Below are 22,230 nucleotides of genomic sequence, written 5' to 3' on the forward strand. Positions count from 1 at the left end.
CGTCGCGCCGGGGGTCAGCCGGCCATGCCCTTCTTCAGGGCGGCACCGATCTGCACGGCCCGCCGGGCGGTCAGCGCGGTGGCGCCGAGGGCCACGTGGTCCGGCGGGACCTCCCCGTTGTTGCTGGTGTGCGAGGCGCCGTACGGGTTGCCGGCGACGAACTGGCTGGGGTCGGTGTAGCCGGGGGTGACCACGATGCCGCCCCAGTGGTAGAAGACCGTGTACAGCGAGAGCAGGGTCGCCTCCTGGCCGCCGTGCGAGGTGGCGGTCGAGGTGAAGCCGGTGTAGACCTTGTTGGCCAGCGCGCCCTGCGCCCAGAGCGGGCCGGTGGTGTCGATGAACTGCTTGAGCTGGGCGGCGACCATGCCGTAGCGGGTGGGCGAGCCCATGATGACGACGTCGGCCCAGGAGAGGTCGTCCGGCTGCGCCTCCTCCACGTCCTGGGTCTCCAGGCGGTGCGCCTGCCAGCCCGAGTTCGAGCGGATCGCCTCGTCCGGCGCCAGCTCACGTACCTTGCGCAGGCGTACCTCGGCTCCGGCCTCCCCGGCGGCCTCGACCGCCGCCTGCGCCATCTGGTAGGTGATTCCGGTCGCGCTGTAGTAGATCACCGCGGCCTTGACCTGGCCATCCATCAGACGTTTCCTCCTCGGTGTCGGGTCAGCTCCGGCGACTACCCGTTGCCTGCTGCGCCAAACGGCGGGCGCCGCGGCCATGGCATGCTCGGCGGGTGGAGATCCGCGAGGCGACCGCCGCCGACTGGGCCCAGATCTGGCCGTTCCTGCGCGAGATCGTGGCGGCCGGCGAGACGTACACCTGGCCGCGGGACGTCACCGAGGCGCGGGCCCGTGAGCTGTGGCTGGTGGGCCCACCGGGGCGGACGCTGGTCGCCGTGGACGCCGACGGCACGGTGCTCGGCTCGGCCAAGCTGTTGCCCAACCAGGCCGGCCCGGGGGGCCACGTGGCGAACGCCAGCTTCATGGTCGCCCCGGCCGCCGCCGGTCGGGGCGTGGGCCGGGCGCTGGCCGGGCACGTGCTGGCGCTGGCCCGCGCCGAGGGCTACCGGGCCATGCAGTTCAACGCCGTGGTGGCCAGCAACATCCGGGCGGTGGAGCTGTGGCGGTCGCTGGGCTTCGAGGTCGTCGGCCGGGTGCCGGAGGGCTTCCGGCACCCCGTCGAGGGGTACGTGGACCTGCTCGTGATGTATCGCCGACTGACCTGAGTCGATACCTTGCCCCAGCTCAAGATTTGCGCAAGTTCCGATGGAAAACGCTTCCCCGGGCGCGGGCGCGCGAGGATCCTGGTCCCATCGGTGCCGGCGTACCGCCGCCGCCCCGCACCGGGAACCTGAACGGGGGATCGCGCTCCGCCGGCAACGTGGCTGGCGTAGCGCGATCAGGGGTACTTCGGGGCTCAGTCGAGCTTGTCCCGCAGGTCGGTCACCCGCTTCTCCAGCCGGTCCACCGCCTGCTCGTTGTTGAGGAACGTGCTGATGCCGGCGGCGAGCGCCAGCCCGATCAACACCGCCAGGGCGCTGAGCACCAGACCGCCGATCGCCACGCCGCGCCCGGTGACGCCGGGGCGCCGGCTCATCCGCAGCCCGAAGATGCCCAGGATGACGCCGATGATCCCGAGCAGCAGCCCGACCGACGCCAGGATCGCGGTGAGCACGCTGAGCAGGCCCGCCACGCCGAAGACCAGCGAGAAGGTGGCCGCGGCGCTGGTCTTCGCCCCGCCGGACGGCCCCGCCGGCCGGGCGGTGGTGGCCCGCCCGGCGCCCCGGGCCGGTTCACTGGACGCTGTCACACCCTCACCTCGCATTCCTCGCCTCGGTTTCCGGCGGCGCATCCCCACTCCGGCGGCTCTCAATCCTCCCGGGCCCGGCTCACCGGCCCGGCCGGAAGCGTCACACCCGCGGCCTATGCTGACCGTCCACGTCGACGGGAGGCAGCGTGACGGTACGTCTCACCGGGGCCGAGGCGCTGGCGCTGCGGATGACCAGCCTGCTGCTGCGCCCCCATCCGACCGGGCGCCCGGACAGCGTGGCCGGGGTGGTCGAGTGGTTCGGCGCCATGCAGGCCCAGGACGCGGCGAGCGGCCTCTGGTCCCTCGGCGTTCGCCTGCCCGGCCGCACCCAGGACGACGTGCGCGCGGCGCTGGAGCGGTGCGAGGCGCTGCGCACCTGGCCCATGCGGGGCACCGTGCACCTGGTGCCGCCCCGCGACGCGCGCTGGATGCTGGCCGTGACCGGTGTCCGGGCGCTGTCCGGCGTGGCCGGCCGGTGGGCCCAGCTCGGCCTGGCCGGGACCGATGCGGGCCGCGCCGCCGAGGTGCTGGGTGAGGCCCTCGCGGGCGGGGGCCGGCTCAGCCGGGCCGAGTGCCTGGCCACCCTGCGGGCCGCCGGCCTGGACACCACCGGCCAGCGCGGCTACCACATGCTCTGGTATGCGAGCCAGCGCGGCGTCACCTGCATCGCCCCGCACGTGGGCACCGAACAGACGTTCGCGCTGCTCGACGAGTGGGCGCCGGATCCGCACCGCCCCGAGCGCGACGAGGCCCTGGGCCTGCTGGCCCACCGCTACGTGCGCGGCCACGGGCCGGTGACCCGGCACGAGCTGGCCCGGTGGACCGGCCTCACGGTCACCGACGCCACCCGGGGCATCGCGGCGGCCGGCGACGCGCTGGCCCCGGTCGAGGTGGACGGCGTGCCGGCCGTGGTCGACGCCGCCCTGCTCGACGCGCCCCGGGGGCCGGTCGACGACGTGCACACCCTGCCCGGCTTCGACGAGTACCTGCTGGGCTACAAGGACCGGTCGCTCATGCTCGATCCGGCGCACGCGAACGCCGTCGTCCCCGGCAACAACGGGATCTTCCAGGCCACGGTGGTGCGCGGCGGCCGGACCGTCGGCATCTGGAAGCGGGCCGTGGGCAAGCGGGCGGTCACGGTGACCGTGCGGCAGTTGACGCCGTTCGACGCCGCGCTGCGGGCCCGCGTCGAGTCGGCCCTCGCCGGCTACGCCGCCTTCCTCGGGCTGCCGCTGCGCCTCACCTGGTAGCACCGCGACCGGGCCGGCGGGCGACGCCCACCGGCCCGGTGACGCTCAGTCGGCCAGCGCGCCCGACGCCCGTCCCTCGTGCAGGGTGAGGTTTCGTCCGGTGGACGGGTCGAACAGGTGGATCTTCTCCAGGTTGAACCAGACCCGCCGCGGCTCGCCCTCGCGCACCGGCGACTCGGCCGACAGCCGGGTGACCAGGCTCGACCCGGTCCCGGTGAAGTCCGCCGCGCCCGCGTCGGCGGCCAGTTCCTCCAGTTCGGCGGCGCTGGCCCGTTCCCCCTCGACGGTGAAGTAGACGTACTTGTCCGAGCCCATCGACTCGACGATGTCGACCGGCGCCTCGAACTCCAGGCCCCGGCGGAGGGTGTCGTCGTCGATCAGCGCGGCGTCCTCGAAGTGCTCCGGGCGGATGCCGAGGATCAGCTCGCGCGGTGCGTCGGCGCCGTCGAGCTGCCGGCGTACCCGGTCCCCGATCGGCACGTCGCCCAGCGCCGTGCGCAGGTGCCCGTCCTCGACGGCGGCGTGCAGGAAGTTCATCGACGGGGAGCCGATGAACCCGGCCACGAAGAGGTTGCGGGGGTGGTCGTACAGCTCCTGCGGCGGGCCGACCTGCTGCACGGCGCCGCCCCGCATGATCACCACGCGGTCGCCGAGGGTCATGGCCTCGGTCTGGTCGTGGGTCACGTAGACGGTGGTGGTGCCGAGCTGCTTCTGCAGCCGGGACACCACGGTGCGCATCTGCACCCGCAGCTTCGCGTCCAGGTTGGACAGCGGCTCGTCCATGAGGAACGCCTTGGGCTGCCGGACGATCGCCCGGCCCATGGCCACCCGCTGCCGCTGCCCGCCGGAGAGGTTGGCCGGCTTGCGGTCCAGCAGCGGGGTCAGCTCCAGGACCTTCGCGGCCTCCTCCACCTTCTGGTGGATGGTCTCCTTGTCCAGCTTCGCCAGCCGGAGCGGGAAGGCCATGTTCTCCCGGACGCTCATGTTCGGGTAGAGGGCGTAGGACTGGAAGACCATGGCGATGTCCCGGTCCCGGGGCGCCCTGTCGTTGACCCGCTCCCCCGCGATGCGCAGCTCCCCGGAGCTGATGTCCTCCAGCCCGGCGATCATGTTCAGCGTGGTGGACTTCCCGCAGCCGGACGGGCCCACCAGGATCACGAACTCGCCGTCGGCGATCTCCAGGTCGACGTCCCGCACCGCGGTCGTCCCGTCCGGGAACCGCTTGCTCACCTTGTCCAGCACGATGTCGGCCATGACAACACCACCTAACCCTTGACTGCGCCGGAGGTCAGACCGGAGACGATGCGGCGCTGGAAGAAGAGCACGAACAGGATGATCGGAATGGTGATCACCACGGCGGCGGCGCAGATCGCCCCGGTGGGGTCCTCGAACTGCGACTCGCCGGTGAAGAACTGCAGGGCCACCGGGACCGTGCGGGACCGCTCGGTCGAGGTGAGCGTGATGGCGAACAGGAAGTCGTTCCAGCAGAAGATGAACACCAGGATGGCCGTGGTGAACAGGCCCGGCGCGGCCAGCGGGGCGATCACCCGCCGGAACGCCTGCCCCTGGGTGGCGCCGTCCATCTTCGCCGCCTTCTCCAGGTCCCACGGGATCTGCTTGAAGAACGCCGAGAGCGTGTAGATCGCCAGCGGCAGGGCGAAGGTGATGTACGGCAGGATGAGCCCCGGCCAGGTGTCGAACAGGCCGAGCTGCCGCTCGATCTCGAACAGCGGCGACACCAGCGACACCTGCGGGAACATGGCGATCAGCAGGGACACCCCGACCAGCAGCTTCTTGCCGGGGAAGTCCAGCCGGGAGATCGCGTACGCGGCCATCGCGCCCAGCACCACCGCGATCAGGGTGGCGATCAGCGCGATGCCGATGGAGTTGACCAGGGCCCGGACGAACTGGTCGGTGTCGAAGATCGTCCGGTAGTTGTCCAGCGTCCACTCCCGGGGCCAGAACTTCCCGTCGGTGAGGGTGGCCGGGGTCTTGAACGACAGCGAGGCGATCCAGAGCACCGGGACCAGCGCGAAGACGACGACGATGACGTCCAGCAGGCCCCAGCGCAGCTTCGCCCGGGGGGTGGTTTCGGTGGCCATCTCAGCGCCTCTCCCCGTCGTCGCTGCCGGGGGCAGCGGTGCCGAACAGCTTCACGAACACGAACGCGATGACCGCCACGGTGAGGAAGATCAGCACCGACATCGTGGAGCCGATGCCGAGGTTCAACCCCCGGATGAGGTTGTTGTAGGCGAGCATCGACACCGACGAGGTCTCGTTGCCGCCGGCGGTGAGCACGAAGATGTTGTCGAACACCCGGAACGCGTCCAGGGTGCGGAACAGCAGCGCGACCAGGATGGCCGGCTTCATCACCGGCAGCATCACCTTGGTGAACCGCTGCCAGGCCGTCGCGCCGTCGGTGGAGGCCGCCTTGAGCAGGTCCTCCGGCACCAGCGCCAGGCCGGCCATCAGCAGCAGCGCCATGAACGGGGTGGTCTTCCAGATCTCGGCCAGCATGATGATCGCCAGCGAGCTGGCCCGCTCGGTCAGCGGCGCGCTGCCGTCGAACAGGTTGGCCAGGTAGCCGGTGCCGGGCGTCCAGGCGTACCGCCAGGAGAAGGCGGCGACCACCGTGACGATGCCGTACGGGATCAGCGCCGCGGTGCGGACGATGCCCCGGCCGACCAGCGTCCGGTGCATGATCAGCGCCAGGGCCATGCCGAGCACCAGCTCGATCACCACGGTGACCACGGTGATCAGGGCGGTCACCCCGAACGCCGTCCACCAGAACTGGTTGGTCAGCACGGTCACGTAGTTCTCCAGCCCGATGAACTCGCGCTCGTCGGGGAAGCGCAGGTCGAAACGCTGCAGCGACAACCAGACCGAGTAGAGGATCGGGTAGGCGGTGACCAGCACCATGACCAGCGCGGCCGGCGCGCAGAGCAGCCAGCCGAGGCGCCGCTCGGCGCGCTTGTTCTCGCTCAGCGGCGGCTTCGACCCGCGGCGGGCCCGCTGGGCGGGCACGGCGGCGTGCCGGCCGGCGGACCGTTCGGCGTCCGCCGCGACGTCCGCGCCGGCGGGCGTGGCGTTGACGCTCATGGCAGGACCCCCTTCGATTCCAGGGCGTCGGCGATGGCGTCGCGCAGCTCGTTCGCGGTCTGCTCGGGCCGGATCGCCGACGGCGGCGACAGGATCGCCGACATGACCGTGGAGATGCTCTGGTACGCGGGGGTCAGCGGCCGGACCGCCGGCTCCTTCAGCTCCTCCAGGATGGTTTCCTTCATGGGGTACGCCTTGTCCATCTCCGGGTCGGCGTAGGCCGCCTCGATGGTGGGCGGCACCCCGTCGTTGACCGCGGAGAACTTCTGGTGCTCGGCGTCGCGGATGCACTTCGCCGCCTCGAAGGACTCCGTTGGGTGCTTCGAGTAGGAGCTGACCGCCATGTTCACCCCGCCGATGGTGACCTTGCTCGGGGTGTTCGCGTCGACGCCCGGCACCCGCGCCCACTTCACCTTCTGCGCCAGCTCCGGGTTGGCCTCCTGCATGGCCGGATACACGAACGGCCAGTTGACCTGGAAGGCGCCGGAGCCGGACTGGAACTCCAGCCGGACCGGGTCCTCGGTGGCGTTGCTGAACGACGGCGAGGTCACCCCCGAGGTGGCGAACTTCTTGAGCTGGTCGAGCGCCCGCACCGTGCCCTCGTCCATCACGGCCTTCCGGCCGTCGTCGCTGAGGACCTTCCCACCCGCGCTCTCCGCCAGGGTGTTGTAGAGGACGACCAGGCCCTCGTACTGGGCTCCCATGGTGAGCACCTGGTAGGGCTTGCCCTGCTGCTTGAGCTGCTGGGCGGCGGAGATCATCTCGTCCCAGCTCTTCGGCGGCTCCGGCACCAGGTCGCTGCGGTACCAGAGCAGCTGCACGTTGGTGTTCTTCGGCGCGGCGTAGAGCTTGCCCTCGTACCGGGCGGTGTCCAGCGGGCCGGCGAGCGTGCCCTGCTCGACCTCGGCCTTGTCCTGGCCGGTCCACTCCCGGATCCACTCGGCGCTGGCGAACTCCTGGGTCCAGGTCACGTCGAGGCCGAGCACGTCCATCCCGCTGTCCTGCGCCGCGAGCCGCCGCACCATCTGCACCCGCTGCTCGTCGGCCTGCCGTGGCAGCACCCGGTAGGCGATCCGGTAGCGCCCCTGGGCCTGGGCGTTGCAGTCGTCGACGACCTTCTGCAGGTTCTGCTCGGGCGGGTAGTACAGGTTGATGGTGGGCGTGCCGCCCTCGCCGCCCGACCCGCAGGCGGCCAGCGGGGCCACCAACGCAAGTGCGGCGGCTGCCGCCGCCGCACGCCGGGCCGGCCGCCTCCTCGGGGCCGCGTCGGGGTCTGCCGTCATCGCCCTCCCCCTTTCTTCGGCGAAGAACCGGGGAGTCACCCGTGCCCCGGCGCACGGCGAGACGGCCGGGGCACCGTGGTCGGGCGGGCGCCCCGGGACGTTTCGTGGGCCAGACAGTGCCCTGGCTGCGACGCTGCGAAACCTGACGGTCACGAGACGGATACGACGGCCCGCGGTGTGGGACGGATCACGGACGGCGGCGCCGTCGTGGTGGGTGCTGGCCCGACCCGGAGGGGAACGGGTTCCGCGCCGTCCCGGCCCGTCCCACGCAGTGAGCGGCGAGCTACCCAGCGTGCGCCCGGTGGACTAGCGTTTCCGTAGCTCCGCAGCCAGCGCGTCGCCGTCGAAGTCGATACGCCTCCGGCCGACCCCAGCCCGTCCGATCGGTTGGTTCTCGCGCGAACTCCCTTCTGCGGTCCCACCGGTTGGGCAGGATCCCCACGAGGAGGTGCCGTCGTGCAGGACACCCGCGCTCTCGCCCTGACGTTCGAGGTGAGCGGCCTGCCCCCGGTCAAGACCGAGGCCCTGTCCATCTTCGCCGCCGGGCACCGGCAGGCGACGAGGGTCCGCGCCCTGCTCCAGGCCGCCTGCACGGCGGCCCAGCGCACGGGGTGGACTCCGCTCACCGGTCCGATCGAGGTGGACGTGACCCTGCGCTGCCCGCCCGGGCACCGCACCTCCGACGCCAGCACGCTGGTGGGCGGGGTCTGCGCGGTGCTCCAGGACAAGAAGCGGGTGGCGAACATCGGCCTGGCCCACCTCGGGGTGCTGGTCGACGTCGTCCTCTGGTCCGACGACCGGCAGATCCGCCGGTTGTCCTACGTCGAGGAGCCCGCGGAGGACTTCTCGTACCAGGTCCGGGTGGCGGCCGTACCGAGGATGGTTTGACCGACGACCGCGGTGGGGTACCGCGGTCGCCGAAGAAGGGAGCGCCGATGTCGGAGCCACATGTCACGCTCGATCCGAGCGGGCTCGACCCTGTGCAGCAGAAGCTGCGCGGCCCGTTGGAGGATCAGCTGACCTCGGCCCTGCAGGCGGCCGCCGACCGGGTCCGCGCCGGCTACGCCGGTGAGCCCGTGGAGGAGGTCTGCCGTCGGCTGCTCGACGAGACCCGTGCCGGGCTGCACCCGGACATCGCCGCCGGCTTCCAGCCGGACATGGACGAGTTCTGCCGGGTCGCGGTGGCCATCGTCCGCGGCGAGGTCGGCTGACCCACGCGCCGACCGCGCCGGCCACCGGGCCGGCGCGGCCGTTCCGCGCGCTCAGCCGCGTCGCACGTCGACCGCGACGACGTGGGTGCCGTCGGCGCGGGTGGCCTCGCCCAGCCGCACCGGCAGCGTCCCGCCGGCCAGGGGCCGGAGCCCGAGCCCGAAGCTGAGGTGGCCCTCGAAGTCCCCGGCCGCGGCCCACCCGCGCAGGGTCGGGTAGCCGATCCGCGCCGGGGGCAGGGTGGCCGTGCCGGCGCCGCGGGCGTCGTGCGCCTGCGCCGGGTCGAACCGCACCGACAGGTACGCGGTGCCGGGCAGTTCGACGGGCGCGCCGCGCCCCTCCGTCGACACCTGCGGCACGTAGCCGACCTGGTAGGACGGCGTCGGGCCGCGGAAGGCGAAGGTGATCCGGCTGAACCCCTCGGCCGGATGGTCGCCGACCCGCACCTCGACGAGGACCGGCAGCGGCTCCCCCGGCGCCGGGGTGACCGGCACCCGGACCTGGTGCGTCACCCGGGCGGCCGCGGTGGGCACCGTCCAGTCGTAGGTCACCCGCCAGGCGCCCTCGGCGGGCGTCGCGCCGGTGGGCGCGGACGGGCCGGCGGCGGGCGTGGTCGCGGCGGCGGTGGTGCCGGCTGCCGGCGCCGCTGAGGTCGTCGGGGCGGCGCCGTCGTGGTCGGTCGCCGTGCAGGCCGCCGCGAGCAGCACGACCAGGCCGGCGAGCAGTGGTACGCGCTGAGGTGTCATGGCTCAGTGTCGCGCCGGGCGGCCCCCGTCCACCAGAGCCGTTCGTCCGCCCGGCCGGCGGACGCCCGGCGACGGTCAGCCGGTGAGGGCGAGCGACTTCACGACGACCAGCGCGACGAGCAGCACGGCGACCGCCGCGGTGACCGCCACCTGCACGGCGGTCCGCCGCCCGGCCGGGGCGTACGCGAACCCGAGGCCGACGAGGCCGCCGGCCAGCAGGCCCCCCAGGTGCCCCTCCCAGGAGGTCCAGCCGGCGGAGAGCACCATCCAGATCACGAACGGGATGAGGACCCGTTGCGGCTCGATCGGATGGTGATGCAGCCGCCGGGTGAGCACCACGTAGCAGCCGGCCAGGCCGTAGACCGCGCCGGAGGCGCCGACCGCCGCCTGGTCCGGGGAGACCAGGAAGCCCAGGACCCCGCCGCCCAGGGCGGAGAGCAGGTAGACGGCCAGGTAACGGGCGTGCCCCAGCCGGTCCTCGATCACCCGGCCGAGCACCCACAGCCACCACAGGTTGAACGCGATGTGCAGGAAGCCGAGGGCGCCCTGGGTGGGCAGCAGGTGCAGGAACGCCGAGGTGATGAGCCGGTACCACTCGCCGTGCGCGATCCCGACCGGCTCGTACCCGGGGCGGGCGACGCCGTCGTCGACGTAGCGCTGGCCGGCATCGTCGACCAGCCCCGTGCCCAGGCTGTCGAACCGGCCGAGCACGGCCGGGTGGACCAGCTCGACCAGGTACGCGAGCACGATGAGGGCGATCAGCGCGTACGTCACCAGCGGGCGCGCGACCGGCCGTCCGCCGAAGACGGTGCGGGCCTGGCGGACCGTCCGGTTGTCCGTGCGGACGCAGTCCGGGCAGCGGTGGCCGACCGGCGCCTCCCGCATGCAGTCGGGGCAGATGCGGCGGTCGCAGCGGCTGCACCGCAGCAGCGTCTCCCGCTTCGGGTGCCGGTAGCAGGTGCTGGCGGCGTTCTCGGCGGGCGGTTGGCCGGTGCTGGCCGTGTCCATCGACATGGGTGTCCTTCAGCCGGGCGGCCTCGTCGGCCTCACGCGGAGGATCCTCGCACGGGGCGGGGCCGCGCACCGCCCCGGTCCCGGTCGGTCCCCACGGGTGGCGGCGGGGGGGCCGGACGGGTCAGGACCGGGTCCGCAACTCCCCGGTCCTGACCCCAGCCGTCCGGCGTGGTAGCGGTCTTCGCCGTGTGTGAGCACGGCGGGCGTGGCACGCCGCCAACGCCGGGCTCAATACGGCGAGCCGACCCGCCTGCACTCAGCTCCACGGTGCCCAACTACCGGACTTCGGCGCGCCCCCGACTCACCCCGAAGAGGCGTGGGCGCGGGCTCAGGTTAGGCAGGTTCTCGCAGGTCGGACAAGGCGGGGCGGGCTCGGGAGAATGTGATTGATGCCAACGTTGAAATACGGCATGTCGGCGTAACAGGGTCAGCCGGGCCAGCGCTGTTCGGTTTCGAGACGACGACTGCGACCGCCGTCCGGCGGAGGCCCGGCCAGGGCCCCGGCCGCGGCCGCCCCGGCGATCAGCGCGACCGCCGCGAGGTGCAGCAGGCGCACCCCGGCCGGCGCCGGGACGGTGGCCGCCGGCAGGCCGGGCAGCAGCATCGTCCCGAGTCCGGTGACCGCCAGGGCCACCCCCCAGAACATCCCCGGCCGGGCCGGCGGCGCCGGCGGCCGCACGCCGTCGAAGATCTCACCCCGGTGGGCGGCGCGCACCGCCAGGACGGCGACCACCAGCCCGCCGCCGAGGGTGCCCACCACATCCGCCAGCTGCCACCAGTGCAGCCCGGTCAGGGCGTGGAAGTCGGCGATGCCGAGCAGGCGCGGCCACCGGTCACTGTGGGTGATCCGGTCCCAGGCGACATGGCTGAACGCGCCGATCAGCGCCGAGCAGACGGTGACCTGCCAGGGGTGCCGGACGCCGGCCAGCGCGGCGTGGTCGGGCCAGCCGAACAGCCGCTGGCCGGGCAGGTGCACGGCGATCCCGGCGATCACCCGGCGGACGATCCAGGCGTAGCCGAGGGCGACCGGCAGGCACCACCAGAGCAGCCCGCCGAGGGTGTGCGTGCGCAGCCCGGGGCTGAGCCCGGTGCCGGTGAACAGGTAACCCACGTCCGGCGCGACCGCCCCGGTGGCCAGCGCCACCCCGTCGAACCAGTGCGGCCGCCAGAGCTTCAGCGGCAGCACCGGCGCGAGGTGCGAGGGGAAGGTCAGCGGCACGCCTCGGACGTTACCCGCCGGATCAGAAGTGCCGGACCAGGTCGGGGAAGGCGGCCAGCCGGATCACCCCGGGGTCGGTCGGGTCCAGCTCGTCGTGTTCCAGCACCCAGGTGTTCTCGTTGGGAATGAAGACCGCGTTCAGCCCGGCGGCCCGGGCGGGCAGGATGTCCGACCGCGGCGAGTTGCCGACCATCCAGGCGGTGGCCGGGGCGAACCCGTGTTCCCGGGCCAGCCAGCGGTAGGTGTCGACGTCCTTCTCCGGCACGATGTGCGCGGCACGGAAGTGGTGCAGCAGGCCGCAGGCGTCGAGCTTGCGCTGCTGCTCCTCGTGCTCCCCCTTGGTGAGCAGCAGCAGCTCGTGCCGGGTGGCCAGGTCGTCGAGGGTCTCCGCCACGCCGGGCATCAGCTCGACCTGGTGGCCGACCAGCGCCGCCGCCAGGTCGTCGATCTCGGCGCGCTCCCGGTCGGTCGCCGGGCGCGCGCGCAGCTTCTCCAGGCACTCTCCCAGGCTGCGCAGGAAGACCTTGCTGCCGTAGCCGTGCGCTACCGCGTTGGCCCGCTCGATGTCGTCGAGCACCGTCCGGATCTCCGTACGGTCCAGCGTCGGGTGGTCCAGCCAGGTGAGGAAGTCGTCGATCACCCGCTCGAAGAGGACGTTGTTCTCCCAGAGCGTGTCGTCGGCGTCGAAGACCAGCACCGCGGCCTCCCGGCGCTGTGGCATCGCGTACTCCTCCCGTGTGGCGGACCGGGACACGGTACTGCCTCCGCCTCGCCCCGGCAGCCGGGTTTCCGGCGCGCCGGGCGGGTCCGGGATCGGCCGACAAGATCATCCCGCACCGGACGGATGGACCGTCCGGACTGGCCGAACGCCGTGCGACCAGCGGCGGGAACCCGACTGTGCCGAACCGGGTCGGGGCGGCATGCTTCGGCGATGACGACCTCACGCGATCAGCCCCGCGCGACCCCGGCCCGGCGCCGGCGTCGCCGGAGGGCGGCCACCGCCGTCGTGGCCGCGCTCGCCGCCGCGGGCGGCGCGCTCCCCCCGTCCCCGGCCCTCGCCGTCAACGCCACCCACTCCACGGTGGTCGTTGCCAATCCGGTGGACTGGACGCCGCACGCGCTCGACGGCACCGTGTACCGGATCCTCCAGATCGGTAACCGGGTCTACCTGGCCGGCTCGTTCACCAAGGTCCGCAACGCGGGCCAGACCGCACAGCTGGCGATGCCGTGGCTGGTGGCCTTCGACGCCACCACCGGCCGGATCGACACCACGTTCCGGCCCGCGGTCAACGGCACGGTCAAGGCGCTCGCCGCCGCGCCCGACGGCCGTTCGCTCTACCTCGGTGGCGCGTTCACGACCGTCAACGGCGTGGCCGCACCGCGGGTGGCCCGGGTCGACGCGGTTACCGGCGCCCGGGTCGCCGGGTTCGCCCCCGCCGCGCTCAACAACCAGGTCAACGACATGCGGCTGGTCGGCGGCCGACTGATCGTCGGCGGCGCGTTCCAGACCGTCGGCGGGGTGACACGGCGGGCCCTGGCCGCGTTGAACGCGACCACCGGCGCCGCCGACACGTCGGTCAACCTGCGGATCGAGGGCCCCCGGAAGACCACCTCCGGGGCGACCGCACCGGTCAAGATCGAGGCGCTGGACGTCTCCGCGGACGGCCGGCGGCTCGTCTTCGTGGGCAACTTCAGCTCGGTCGCCGGCGTGACGCGGCACCAGCTCGCGGTGGCCAACCTGACCGCCACGGGCGCCACTCTGTCGACCTGGTCGACCGACCGCTACCAGCCGCAGTGCGCCAAGACCATGCCCACCTACCTGCGCGGGGTCGACATCTCCCCGGACGGCACCTGGTTCGTGGCGGTCACCACCGGCGCCTCGTTCCCGGGCACGCTGTGCGACACGGCGTCCCGCTTCGAGTTCGGCGCCGAGATTGGCGGCAAGCAGCCGACGTGGGCGAACTACACCGGCGGCGACACGCTGCTCTCGGTGGCGATCACCGGCGCGGCGGTCTACGTGGGCGGCCACCAGCGGTGGCTGGACAACCCGCTCGGGCGCGACTCGGCCGGCCCGGGCGCCGTGTCCCGGCCGGGGATCGGGGCGATCCACCCCACCACCGGCAAGGCCCTGCCCTGGAACCCGACCAAGGACCGGGGCGTCGGCACCCAGGAGCTGTACGCCACGGAGCAGGGGCTCTGGGTCGGCAGCGACACCGTCACGGTGGCCGGCGAGTACCACGCCCGGGTGGCGTTCCTCCCGCTGCCCTGAACGGGTGGGGCGTGGCGCTCGGCGTCGCGCCCCACCCTCAGCGGCGCAGGGTGAGGATCAGGTCGGCGACCAGGGCGGTCCACCCGGTCTGGTGCCACGCGCCCAGACCGGCGCCGTTGTCGCCGTGGAAATACTCCGGGAAGCAGATCAGGTCCCGCCAGTCGGGGTGCGTCTGGAAGAGCTGGGCCGCCCCGTAGATCGGCCGCCGGCCCCAGCCGTCCCGGGTGAACAGCGAGATCAGTCGCGCCGACAGGTCGTCGGCGATCTCGTCGAGGGTGCGCTTCACCCCGGACCGGGTCGGATATTCCACCTGGAGGTCGTCGCCGAAGAAGGCGGCGTAGTCGCGCAGCGCGCTGATCAGCAGGAAGTTGGTCGGCATCCAGATCGGGCCGCGCCAGTTGGAGTTGCCGCCGAACAGGCCGCTCGTCGACTCGGCCGGCTCGTAGCCGACGCTGAACTCCTGGCCGCCGAGGGTGACCGTGAACGGCTTGTCCAGGTGCGCGCGGGAGAGCGTGCGCAGCCCGTAGTCGGAGAGGAACTCGTCGGTGTCGAGCATCCGGGCGAGCAGGCGCACCATCTGGTCGGGGCCGACCATGGAGAGCAGCCGCTGCTGCCGGCCGTCCGGGCCGAGCCGGCGGGCGCCGATCACCTCGGCGTACTCGGGGCGGTGGGTGAGGAACCAGCGCAGCCGGGCGCCCAGCTCGGGCAGCCGGCGCACGGTGCGCGCGGTGAGCCGGGTGACCGCGGCGAGGGGCAGCAGCCCGACCACCGAGCGGACCTTCAGCGGCACCTTCGTGCCGTCGGCCTGCCGCAGCACGTCGTAGAAGAACGCGTCCTCGTCGTCCCAGAGCCCCTGGTCGTACGCGGCCGCGGCGATGTACGCGAAGTGCTCGAAGAACTTCGTCGCGGTGTCCACGTACGCCCGGTCGTGCTCGGCCAGCACGACGGCCATGTCGAGCAGGTTGAGCGCGTACATGGCCATCCAGCCGGTGCCGTCGGACTGCTCCAGCACCCCGGCTACCGGCAGCGCGGCCGAGCGGTCGAACGGGCCGACGTTGTCCAGCCCGAGGAAACCCCCCTCGAAGACGTTGTTGCCGCCGGTGTCCTTCCGGTTGACCCACCAGGTGAAGTTGAGCAGCAGCTTGTGCATCACCCGGGCGAGGAACTCGTGGTCGGAGGAACCGTCGATCTCGAACACCTTGAGCGCCGCCCAGGCGTGCACCGGCGGGTTCACGTCGCCGAACGCCCACTCGTACGCCGGGATCTGCCCGTTCGGGTGCAGGTACCACTCGCGGAGCAGGAGCAGCACCTGCTCCTTGGCGAAGCCCGGGTCGACCCGGGCGATCGTGACGCAGTGGAAGGCCAGGTCCCAGGCGGCGTACCAGGGGTATTCCCACGGGTCCGGCATGGAGATCACGTCGAAGCTGTTCATGTGCCACCAGGCGCTGTTGCGCCCGTGCCGGCGGCCGGCCGGCGGGGTGGAGCCCGGGTCGCCCTCCAGCCAGCGCTTCACGTCGAAGTGGTAGAACTGCTTGCCCCACATGAGCCCGGCGATGGCCTGCCGGGCGACCAGCGCCTCGTCGGCGCTCGCGGCGGCCGGGATGACGCTGTCGAAGAACCGGTTCGCCTCGGCGCGCCGCGCCCAGAGCACCGTGTCGAACCCGTCGCCCAGGTCGGCCGGGGGCGGCGGGTCGCTCGCCGGGGGCGGGGCGGTGCGGGTCAACCGCAGCCGGATCTGGCGCTGCCCGCCGGCCGGCACGTCCAGCACGTAGTGCAGCGCCCCCTTGGTCCCCTCCCGGTCCGGGTTGACGGTGGCCGCTCCGGCCACCACGTGGTCGTTAATCCCGTCCTTCGGGTACGCCGAGCGCCCGGGCAGCCCCCACAGCCGCTCGGCGTTGGTGTCGTTGTCACACAGCAGCGGCGTGGGCGCGCCGTCGCCCTCCAGCAGGAGCTGGCCGAGCACCCAGTGCTCGCCGACCAGCCGGGACCCCGCACCGGTCAGCTTCGGCACCCGGTCGCCGCCGGGCAGCCCCCACGCCCAGGTGTTGCGGAACCAGAGGGTCGGCAGCACGTGCAGGGTCTCGTCGGTGTCCCCCCGGTTGGCCACCGTGACCAGCACGCACAGGTCGGTCGGGGACGCCTTGGCGTAGTCGACGGTGACGGCCCAGTACCGGTCGTCGTCGAAGATCCCCGTGTCGACCAGCTCGTACTCGGTGTCGTCCCGGCCGCGCAGCGCGTTCACGGCGACCAGCTCGTCGTAGGGGAAGGCGGCCTGCGGGTAGTGGTAGCGCCAGCGCATCCACGAGTGGGTCGGCGTGGAGTCCTCGTACCACCAGTAGTCCTTCACGTCCTCCCCGTGGTTGCCGCCGTCGCCGCCGAGGCCGAACATCCGCTCCTTGAGGATCGGGTCCCGGCCGTTCCACAGGGCCAGGGCGAAGCAGAACGTCTGCCGGTCGTCGCAGACGCCCGCCATGCCGTCCTCGTTCCACCGGTAGGCTCGGGAGCGCGCGTGATCGTGGGGGAAGTAGTCCCAGGCCGTGCCGTGTTCGCTGTAGTCCTCCCGTACCGTCCCCCACGCCCGCTCGGACAGATAGGGACCCCATGCGCGCCAGTCCTGCTCCCCGGCGTCGGCCTGGGCGAGCCGGTGCCGCTCGGGGTCGGGGGTCGCGGAGGTCGGGCGGTCAGTGATCACCTGCACATCTTCGACGCCGCCGGGGTACTTCTCCACAGGGGCCATTGTCGTCGTGGCGGGTGACACCCCGCCGGTGGTGGAGGAAAGTTGATCGACATTCGCTTCGGTCCGCAGGTCTGCGGGGAGCTGTCCGCCTCGTCGACCCGGGAGTGGCTGGTCACCGACGGGCGCGGCGGCTACGCCATGGGCACGGTCGCCGGGCTGCGCACCCGGCGCTACCACGGGCTGCTGGTGGTGGCCGGGGAGACGCCCGCCGCCCGCAGGGTCGGCCTGGTCAGCCTCGACCCGGCGGTGACCCTGCCGTCGGGGCGGCAGGTCCGGCTCGGCGCGCACGAGTGGTCCTCGGGCGTGGTCGACCCGCGCGGCTACGAGCTGCTGGAGCGCTTCGACCTCACCGACGGGGTGCCCCGCTGGCGCTGGCGGGTCGGCGACGTGGTGATCGAGCGGGAGATCGCCATGGCGTACGGCCGGTCCTGCGTGGCGGTGGTGCACCGGCTCGTCTCCGGCGGCCCGGTCCGGCTGGACCTGGCCGCGGCCTGCACCTGGCGGGACGCGCACGGCGAGCGGCGGGCCGACGGCCCCGCCCCGCGGCTGGAGGAGGTGGCCGGCGGCGCCGTGGTGGAGGGCGCGTACCGGCTGGCCGGGCCGGGCTGGACTCCCGAGGGGCAGTGGTGGCTCGGCGTGCGCCACCGGGAGGAGGCGGCGCGCGGCCTGCACCCCGACGAGGACCTCTGGTACGCGGGCCGGTTCTCCGGCGCCCTCGACGAGCCGGGCGCCGAGGTGTCCGTGCTGGCCTGGGCGGACGACCTGGCCGAGGAGCCGCCGCCGGCGACCGCGCTGGTCGAGTCCGCCCGGCGGCGGCACCGGGCGGTGGTGACCGCGGCGAAGCCGGACGACGACGTCGACGCGACCCTCGCCCTGGCCGCCGACGCCTTCGTGGTGCACACCGCCACCGGCCCGGACGTGGTGGCCGGCTACCCCTGGTTCGGTGCCTGGTCGCGGGACACCATGACCTCCTACGAGGGGCTCCTCCTCCGCACCGGCCGGGGCGACGAGGGCCGGGAGCTGCTGCGGGCGTACGCGGCCACGCTGTCGGAGGGGATGCTCGCCAACACCGCCGACACCGGGCGGGTGGAGCACAACACCGTCGACGCGACGCTGTGGTTCCTGCACGCGGTGAACCGGCACGTCACCCTCACCGGGGACACCGACCTCGGCGTGGAGCTGCTGCCCGCGCTGGAGGCCGTGGTGGCCGCGCACGTGGCGGGCACCCGGTACGGCATCGGCGTCGACCCGGCCGACGGGCTGCTCACCCAGGGCGGGCCGCCGGACGTGGCGCTCACCTGGATGGACGCCCGCGTCCACGGGGTGCCGGTCACCCCCCGCACCGGCAAGCCGGTCGAGGTCAACGCGCTCTGGGTGAACGGGCTGGCCGGGCTCGCCGAGCTGACCGAGCTGGCCGGCCGCGACGCCACCGAGCTCTGGGGCCGGCACCAGCGGGCCGCCGCCGCGTTCCGGGAGCGCTTCCCCACCCCGGCCGGCTGGCTGCACGACGTGGTGGACGCGCCGGCGCCCGCGTACCCGCTCGGCGGGGCGCCGCACCACGACGACGACCTGCTCCGCCCCAACCAGCTGCTCGCCTGGTCGCTGCCGTACGCGCCCCTCGAACCGGACGAGGCCACCCTGCGCCTGGTCACCGAAGGGCTGTTCACGCCGCTCGGGCCGCGCAGCCTCGCCCCCGACTCCCCCGGCTTCGTCGGCCGGCACCGCGGCGGCCCCGCCGAGCGGGACTCCGCCTACCACCAGGGGACCGTCTGGCCCTGGCTGATCGGGCCGTTCGTCGACGCGTACCGCCGGGCCGGCCTGCCCACCGACGACCTGCTGGTGGGGCTGGAGGGGCACCTCACCGAGTACGGCCTGGGCTCGGTGAGCGAGACCGCCGACGGGCTCGCCCCGCACGCCGCCACCGGCTGCCCGTTCCAGGCCTGGTCGGTGGCCGAGCTGCTCCGCGTCCGGCGCCTTCGGGGGTAACGCGTTACAGACCGGCAACCGGCGCGTCGCCGCTGGTTATCGACCGCCGGGCAGGATGGGCTACGACCCCACGACGCGCCGGACGCGGTGCCGTCGGGCGGTGCGGGAACCACAACTCCAAGGGGGCCGCATGCCAGCTGACGCCGAAGTGATCGACATCCAGCCCGCCCGGCGCCAGCGGGTGCTGATCCTCTCCTGGGAGTACCCACCCGTGCTCGTCGGTGGCCTCGGCCGCCACGTGCACGCGCTCTCCGTCGCCCTGGCCGCCGCCGGCCACGAGGTCACCGTCGTCACCCGGCACGCCGAGGGCGTCCCCCTGGAGGAGTACGCCGAGGGCGTGCGCGTCCTGCGGGCCGCCGAGGACCCGGTCCGGTTCCCGCTCGCCACCGACTCGCTGCTGGCCTGGACCATGGCGTTCAACCACACCCTCACCCGGGCCGCCCTGCGCGCCGCCGGCTCCGGCGGCTACGACGTCATCCACGCCCACGACTGGCTGGTCGCGCACACCGCCGTCACCCTGGCCGAGCACCTGGACCTGCCCCTGGTCACCACCGTCCACGCCACCGAGGCCGGCCGGCACCAGGGCTGGCTGCCCGAGGAGATGAACCGCACCATCCACGGCGTCGAGCACTGGCTGAGCAACGCCTCGACCCGGGTGATCGCCTGCTCCGGCTACATGCGCGACCAGGTGGGGCAGCTGTTCGACGTGCCCGCCACGCGGATGGACGTGGTCCCCAACGGCGTGGACGACCAGGCCTGGCGCGCCCGCCCCCGGGCGGTCTCCGCCGCCCGCGCCCGGTTCGCCGCCGGCGGCCCGCTGGTCGGGTACGCCGGCCGGCTGGTGTACGAGAAGGGCGTACAGCACCTGGTACACGCCGTGCCGTACCTGCGGGACCGGCACCCCGGCCTGCGGGTGGTGATCGCCGGCGACGGCCCGTACCGCGACGAGCTGGTCGACCAGGCGCACCGGCTGGACCTCGCCGAGACCGTCCGGTTCGCCGGCTTCCTGGACGCCACGCAGCTCCCGGCCGTCCTGGCCGCCACCGACGCGACGGTGGTCCCCAGCCTCTACGAGCCGTTCGGCATGATCGCCCTGGAGGCGGCCGCCGCCGGCGCGCCCCTCGCGGTGGCGGACACCGGCGGCCTGGCCGAGATCGTCGAGCCGGGCGTGACCGGGGTGACCTTCCCGCACGGCGACCCGGACGCGCTGGCCGGCGCGGTCGGCCGGCTGCTGGGCGACGAGGTCTTCGCCCGCCGGGTGGCCCGCCGGGCCCGCACCGTGGTCGCCGAGCGCTACGCCTGGTCCGCCATCGCCGCCCGGACCGCCGGCAGCTACGCCACCGCACGCCGGGAGCACGGCGCGTTCCAGACCCGTCGGGCGGCGGCGCTGCTGGCCGGTGGCCGCTCCGCGATCGCCATTCCGGAGGGGAATCTGCTGGCCGGCGCCGCGAGCTGAGCGTGCCGCCCCGCCGGGGATAGGTGTTGTCCGATCCGTTGGTTATTGTGGACATCGACCAGCGGTGCGGAGCAGTTACTAGTGGTTGCTTTCCTTTAGAGCTGTCCATAGATGCCTGTCGTGGGCAGTGTCTATCGGATCGGAAAGTTCGCCAAGCGGGTGGGCCGCTCGGTGAGCACGGTTCGCCGGTGAGAGGCGGAGGGCCGGATCACGGCTCGTCGCCCTGCCGTCCGGGCAGCGTTTCTTCGAAGATTCGAATGTGCGCGGGGTACGTCAGCCGGGCTCGGACATCGACCGGCGGAAGGTTGTGTTGTAGTGCCGGGTCTCATCGCCGGGTCAGAAGTCTGACTTGGCCTTGCAGGTGGCGGCGATGCAGCAGTACTGCCTCGCTCATGGTCTGGCCGTTGATGAGTGGATCAGCGAGGTGGGCGGCGGGATGGGCCTTCGTCGCAAGAAGTTTCTGGCGTTGATGGACGCCGTCGATCGGGGTGAGGTTGGCAGGCTGGTGATGGCGCACACGGACCGGTTGGTCCGGTTCGGGTTTGACGTGTTGGAACATCTGGCGGCGCGTGGCGGCTGCGAGATTGTCGTGGCCGATCAGGAGTTCCTGTCCCCGCAGCAGGAGTTGATCGAGGACGTCCTGGCCGTCGTGCACACCTTCTCGTGCCGGCTGTTTGGTTTGCGCCGCTACGAGACGGAGTTGGAAAGGGCGGACTTGGCCATGGAGGGTGATCGATGAAGGTCACCCGGATCGCCTACTCGGCCCGACTCAATGCGGGCAAGTACGCTGCCCTGGTGGAGCAGGCCCGCCGGTTGGGCCGGGTACGCAGCGAGGTGTGGCAGCGCTACGGCTCGATCGCCGGGGTCGGGTCTGGGTTGACAGACCGACAGGTACGGGACCGGTGGCTGACCGACGGCACGCACGCGTTGTTTGGTGTGCTGGCGAATGCGTGGAAGGAAACCGTCCGCGATGCCATGGCCGACATCGCAGCGAACCTGGCGGCGGCCAAGGTCGACGTTCGGCGGGCGATCAGCCGACGCGCCAACGATCCGGCCAAGCGTAGGCGGATGTTCACGGCGTTGAAGGCTGACGATTGGGCCAGTGATCCGTTCCTGGCTCGGCAGATGCGCAAGCACTGGAAGCGGGGCCGCAACCGCACGCACGATCAGATCGTGGTGCGCGCCGACAGGTACAACACCGCCGTCGATGGGCGGGGACGGTTGTGGCTGGCGATTCCCGGTCTCGAGCCCCGCAAACTGGTCAAGATCCCGCTGTCCACGACTGTCGCCCCGACCGGGACGCTGCGCCTGATCCTGCGCGGCGGTCGGGTCGAGGTCCACTACCAAATCGACGCGGCGCAGATGCGGTCGTCACAGCGACCATGCGGCGAGGCGACGATCGGCGTGGACAAGGGCTACACCGAAGCGCTCACCGACTCCGACGGCCAGCCCCACGGTGAGCAGCTCGGCGACCTGCTCACCCGCGAGTCGGACCGGTTGAATGGACGAAACCGCCGTCGGGCGAAGCTCCGCTCAATCGCCAACAATGCCGCGCTCCGTGGCGACTACGCGAAAGCGCACCGGATCAAGGCCAACAACCTCGGCACGATCAAGCGAAGCCGGCAGGCCGCCCGCCATCGTGCCCGGGTGCGTACGCAGATCTTCACGGCTGTGCACGAGGTCGTGGACAAGGCCGGCAGCGTGGTCGCCGAAGACCTCACCCAACGCTTCACCGGCCGCAAGAAGCTTCCTAAGAACATCAACCGGCGTCTCGCCGGGTGGACCAAAGGAGTCACCGCCGAGGCACTGAAAAACGTGTCGGAGCGCAGAGGTTCTGCGCTCGTGCACGTCAACGCCGCCTACACCTCACAACCTGTCACCGCTGCGGCGCCTTCGGCCGACGCAGCGGGGACCGGTTTCACTGCACTCCTTGCGGGGTGGTGTGGCAGGCCGACGTGAACGCCGCGATCAACATCCTGCACCGAGCCGGCGACCCCGACATCGCCCTGCACACCCCGCACCACAAGGTGAAGCAGATCCTGCAGGACAGGACCGATCGCCACCGGACCAGACTGCCGGTCCAGGACTCCAGCCCAGCCACCGCTGGGCGGAGAGCGAACTATCCGAACCGCTCAACTATGAGCAACAAGTAGGAAGCA

General features: G+C 72.6%; 19 protein-coding genes and 2 pseudogenes. 10 read left to right on the plus strand and 11 right to left on the minus strand.

Annotation, left to right across the window (positions count from 1 at the left end; translation table 11 throughout):
- Positions 1-14: 14 nt before the first annotated feature.
- On the minus strand, positions 15-632 hold the full coding sequence (wrbA, locus tag ABZS80_RS23220; RefSeq protein ID WP_355058907.1) for an NAD(P)H:quinone oxidoreductase: 618 nt from the start codon (positions 630-632) through the stop codon (positions 15-17).
- Between the two features lie 95 nt (positions 633-727).
- Here wrbA and ABZS80_RS23225 point away from each other — a divergent pair, with 95 nt between their 5' ends.
- The gene (locus ABZS80_RS23225) at positions 728-1,219 is read left to right on the plus strand and encodes a GNAT family N-acetyltransferase (RefSeq protein WP_355058909.1); all 492 of its coding nucleotides are present in this window, start codon (positions 728-730) and stop codon (positions 1,217-1,219) included.
- A gap of 191 nt (positions 1,220-1,410) precedes the next feature.
- Here ABZS80_RS23225 and ABZS80_RS23230 read toward each other — a convergent pair whose 3' ends face one another.
- On the minus strand, positions 1,411-1,803 hold the full coding sequence (locus ABZS80_RS23230) for a DUF4190 domain-containing protein (RefSeq protein WP_355058911.1): 393 nt from the start codon (positions 1,801-1,803) through the stop codon (positions 1,411-1,413).
- Positions 1,804-1,949: 146 nt separating this feature from the next.
- Here ABZS80_RS23230 and ABZS80_RS23235 point away from each other — a divergent pair, with 146 nt between their 5' ends.
- On the plus strand, positions 1,950-3,053 hold the full coding sequence (locus tag ABZS80_RS23235) for a winged helix DNA-binding domain-containing protein (RefSeq protein ID WP_355058913.1): 1,104 nt from the start codon (positions 1,950-1,952) through the stop codon (positions 3,051-3,053).
- Positions 3,054-3,098: 45 nt separating this feature from the next.
- Here ABZS80_RS23235 and ugpC read toward each other — a convergent pair whose 3' ends face one another.
- The 4 genes from ugpC to ABZS80_RS23255 are packed head-to-tail and all read right to left on the minus strand — an operon-like array spanning position 3,099 to position 7,435.
- Positions 3,099-4,307 carry a sn-glycerol-3-phosphate ABC transporter ATP-binding protein UgpC gene (gene ugpC, locus ABZS80_RS23240; protein ID WP_151462930.1) on the minus strand — a complete coding sequence of 403 codons (1,209 nt, stop codon included), beginning with the start codon at positions 4,305-4,307 and terminating at the stop codon, positions 3,099-3,101.
- Positions 4,308-4,318: 11 nt separating this feature from the next.
- Positions 4,319-5,155, minus strand: a complete 837-nt coding sequence (locus ABZS80_RS23245) for a carbohydrate ABC transporter permease (RefSeq protein ID WP_151462932.1) — start codon at positions 5,153-5,155, stop codon at positions 4,319-4,321.
- Position 5,156: 1 nt separating this feature from the next.
- Positions 5,157-6,152 carry a sugar ABC transporter permease gene (locus ABZS80_RS23250; protein WP_355058915.1) on the minus strand — a complete coding sequence of 332 codons (996 nt, stop codon included), beginning with the start codon at positions 6,150-6,152 and terminating at the stop codon, positions 5,157-5,159.
- Complete coding sequence (locus tag ABZS80_RS23255; protein ID WP_355058918.1) at positions 6,149-7,435, minus strand: ABC transporter substrate-binding protein; 1,287 nt, start codon at positions 7,433-7,435, stop codon at positions 6,149-6,151. Before ABZS80_RS23255 ends, ABZS80_RS23250 begins: the two co-directional genes overlap by 4 nt.
- Before the next feature lie 456 nt (positions 7,436-7,891).
- On the opposite strand from ABZS80_RS23255, the gene ABZS80_RS23260 reads away from it, so the two are divergent.
- Both ABZS80_RS23260 and ABZS80_RS23265 read left to right on the plus strand, forming a co-directional pair.
- Positions 7,892-8,323: a RusA family crossover junction endodeoxyribonuclease gene (locus ABZS80_RS23260; RefSeq protein ID WP_151462938.1), complete on the plus strand. Its 432-nt coding sequence runs from the start codon at positions 7,892-7,894 to the stop codon at positions 8,321-8,323.
- 47 nt (positions 8,324-8,370) lie between these two features.
- A complete protein-coding gene (locus tag ABZS80_RS23265) occupies positions 8,371-8,646 on the plus strand; it encodes a hypothetical protein (RefSeq protein ID WP_151462940.1) in 276 nt (91 codons plus the stop codon).
- A gap of 51 nt (positions 8,647-8,697) precedes the next feature.
- Here ABZS80_RS23265 and ABZS80_RS23270 read toward each other — a convergent pair whose 3' ends face one another.
- The 4 genes from ABZS80_RS23270 to ABZS80_RS23285 form a co-directional block, all read right to left on the minus strand.
- The gene (locus tag ABZS80_RS23270; RefSeq protein WP_355058921.1) at positions 8,698-9,390 is read right to left on the minus strand and encodes a hypothetical protein; all 693 of its coding nucleotides are present in this window, start codon (positions 9,388-9,390) and stop codon (positions 8,698-8,700) included.
- Between the two features lie 75 nt (positions 9,391-9,465).
- Complete coding sequence (locus ABZS80_RS23275; RefSeq protein ID WP_355058923.1) at positions 9,466-10,404, minus strand: rhomboid family intramembrane serine protease; 939 nt, start codon at positions 10,402-10,404, stop codon at positions 9,466-9,468.
- A gap of 427 nt (positions 10,405-10,831) precedes the next feature.
- Positions 10,832-11,623, minus strand: coding sequence for a DUF4184 family protein (locus ABZS80_RS23280; protein ID WP_355058925.1), 792 nt, complete (start codon positions 11,621-11,623; stop codon positions 10,832-10,834).
- Between the two features lie 22 nt (positions 11,624-11,645).
- A complete protein-coding gene (locus ABZS80_RS23285) occupies positions 11,646-12,344 on the minus strand; it encodes an HAD family hydrolase (protein ID WP_355058927.1) in 699 nt (232 codons plus the stop codon).
- A 210-nt stretch (positions 12,345-12,554) separates the two neighbouring features.
- On the opposite strand from ABZS80_RS23285, the gene ABZS80_RS23290 reads away from it, so the two are divergent.
- A complete protein-coding gene (locus tag ABZS80_RS23290) occupies positions 12,555-13,892 on the plus strand; it encodes a hypothetical protein (protein WP_355058929.1) in 1,338 nt (445 codons plus the stop codon).
- Between the two features lie 37 nt (positions 13,893-13,929).
- On the opposite strand, the gene ABZS80_RS23295 is transcribed toward ABZS80_RS23290, so the two are convergent.
- Positions 13,930-16,629, minus strand: coding sequence for a glucosidase (locus ABZS80_RS23295; RefSeq protein ID WP_355058931.1), 2,700 nt, complete (start codon positions 16,627-16,629; stop codon positions 13,930-13,932).
- A 42-nt stretch (positions 16,630-16,671) separates the two neighbouring features.
- On the opposite strand from ABZS80_RS23295, the gene ABZS80_RS23300 reads away from it, so the two are divergent.
- From ABZS80_RS23300 to ABZS80_RS23320, 5 genes and pseudogenes are all read left to right on the plus strand, one after another.
- Positions 16,672-18,615 (plus strand): amylo-alpha-1,6-glucosidase, encoded by a 1,944-nt coding sequence (locus tag ABZS80_RS23300; RefSeq protein ID WP_355058933.1) that lies wholly within the window; start codon positions 16,672-16,674, stop codon positions 18,613-18,615.
- Positions 18,616-18,745: 130 nt separating this feature from the next.
- Positions 18,746-20,071 carry a glycosyltransferase family 4 protein gene (locus ABZS80_RS23305; protein ID WP_355058935.1) on the plus strand — a complete coding sequence of 442 codons (1,326 nt, stop codon included), beginning with the start codon at positions 18,746-18,748 and terminating at the stop codon, positions 20,069-20,071.
- Between the two features lie 120 nt (positions 20,072-20,191).
- Positions 20,192-20,810: pseudogene (locus ABZS80_RS23310) on the plus strand (IS607 family transposase).
- Positions 20,811-21,849: 1,039 nt separating this feature from the next.
- Positions 21,850-22,002: pseudogene (locus ABZS80_RS23315) on the plus strand (hypothetical protein); the annotation flags it as partial.
- 24 nt (positions 22,003-22,026) lie between these two features.
- A complete protein-coding gene (locus ABZS80_RS23320; RefSeq protein ID WP_355059064.1) occupies positions 22,027-22,224 on the plus strand; it encodes a hypothetical protein in 198 nt (65 codons plus the stop codon).
- The last annotated feature ends 6 nt before the right edge of the window (positions 22,225-22,230 follow it).

The sequence above is a fragment of the Micromonospora sp. NPDC005305 genome (assembly GCF_040607315.1).
Lineage (GTDB): Bacteria > Actinomycetota > Actinomycetes > Mycobacteriales > Micromonosporaceae > Micromonospora.

Excerpts from the sequence above, each read along its gene's own strand:
- ABZS80_RS23245 (WP_151462932.1), bottom strand. The coding sequence starts at position 5,155 with ATGGCCACCGAAACCACCCCCCGGGCGAAGCTGCGCTGGGGCCTGCTG.
- ABZS80_RS23255 (WP_355058918.1), bottom strand. The coding sequence starts at position 7,435 with ATGACGGCAGACCCCGACGCGGCCCCGAGGAGGCGGCCGGCCCGGCGT.
- ABZS80_RS23270 (WP_355058921.1), bottom strand. The coding sequence starts at position 9,390 with ATGACACCTCAGCGCGTACCACTGCTCGCCGGCCTGGTCGTGCTGCTC.
- wrbA (WP_355058907.1), bottom strand. The coding sequence starts at position 632 with ATGGATGGCCAGGTCAAGGCCGCGGTGATCTACTACAGCGCGACCGGA.
- ABZS80_RS23250 (WP_355058915.1), bottom strand. The coding sequence starts at position 6,152 with ATGAGCGTCAACGCCACGCCCGCCGGCGCGGACGTCGCGGCGGACGCC.
- ABZS80_RS23285 (WP_355058927.1), bottom strand. The coding sequence starts at position 12,344 with ATGCCACAGCGCCGGGAGGCCGCGGTGCTGGTCTTCGACGCCGACGAC.
- ABZS80_RS23265 (WP_151462940.1), top strand. The coding sequence starts at position 8,371 with ATGTCGGAGCCACATGTCACGCTCGATCCGAGCGGGCTCGACCCTGTG.
- ABZS80_RS23295 (WP_355058931.1), bottom strand. The coding sequence starts at position 16,629 with ATGGCCCCTGTGGAGAAGTACCCCGGCGGCGTCGAAGATGTGCAGGTG.
- ABZS80_RS23290 (WP_355058929.1), top strand. The coding sequence starts at position 12,555 with ATGACGACCTCACGCGATCAGCCCCGCGCGACCCCGGCCCGGCGCCGG.
- ugpC (WP_151462930.1), bottom strand. The coding sequence starts at position 4,307 with ATGGCCGACATCGTGCTGGACAAGGTGAGCAAGCGGTTCCCGGACGGG.
- ABZS80_RS23305 (WP_355058935.1), top strand. The coding sequence starts at position 18,746 with ATGCCAGCTGACGCCGAAGTGATCGACATCCAGCCCGCCCGGCGCCAG.
- ABZS80_RS23275 (WP_355058923.1), bottom strand. The coding sequence starts at position 10,404 with ATGTCGATGGACACGGCCAGCACCGGCCAACCGCCCGCCGAGAACGCC.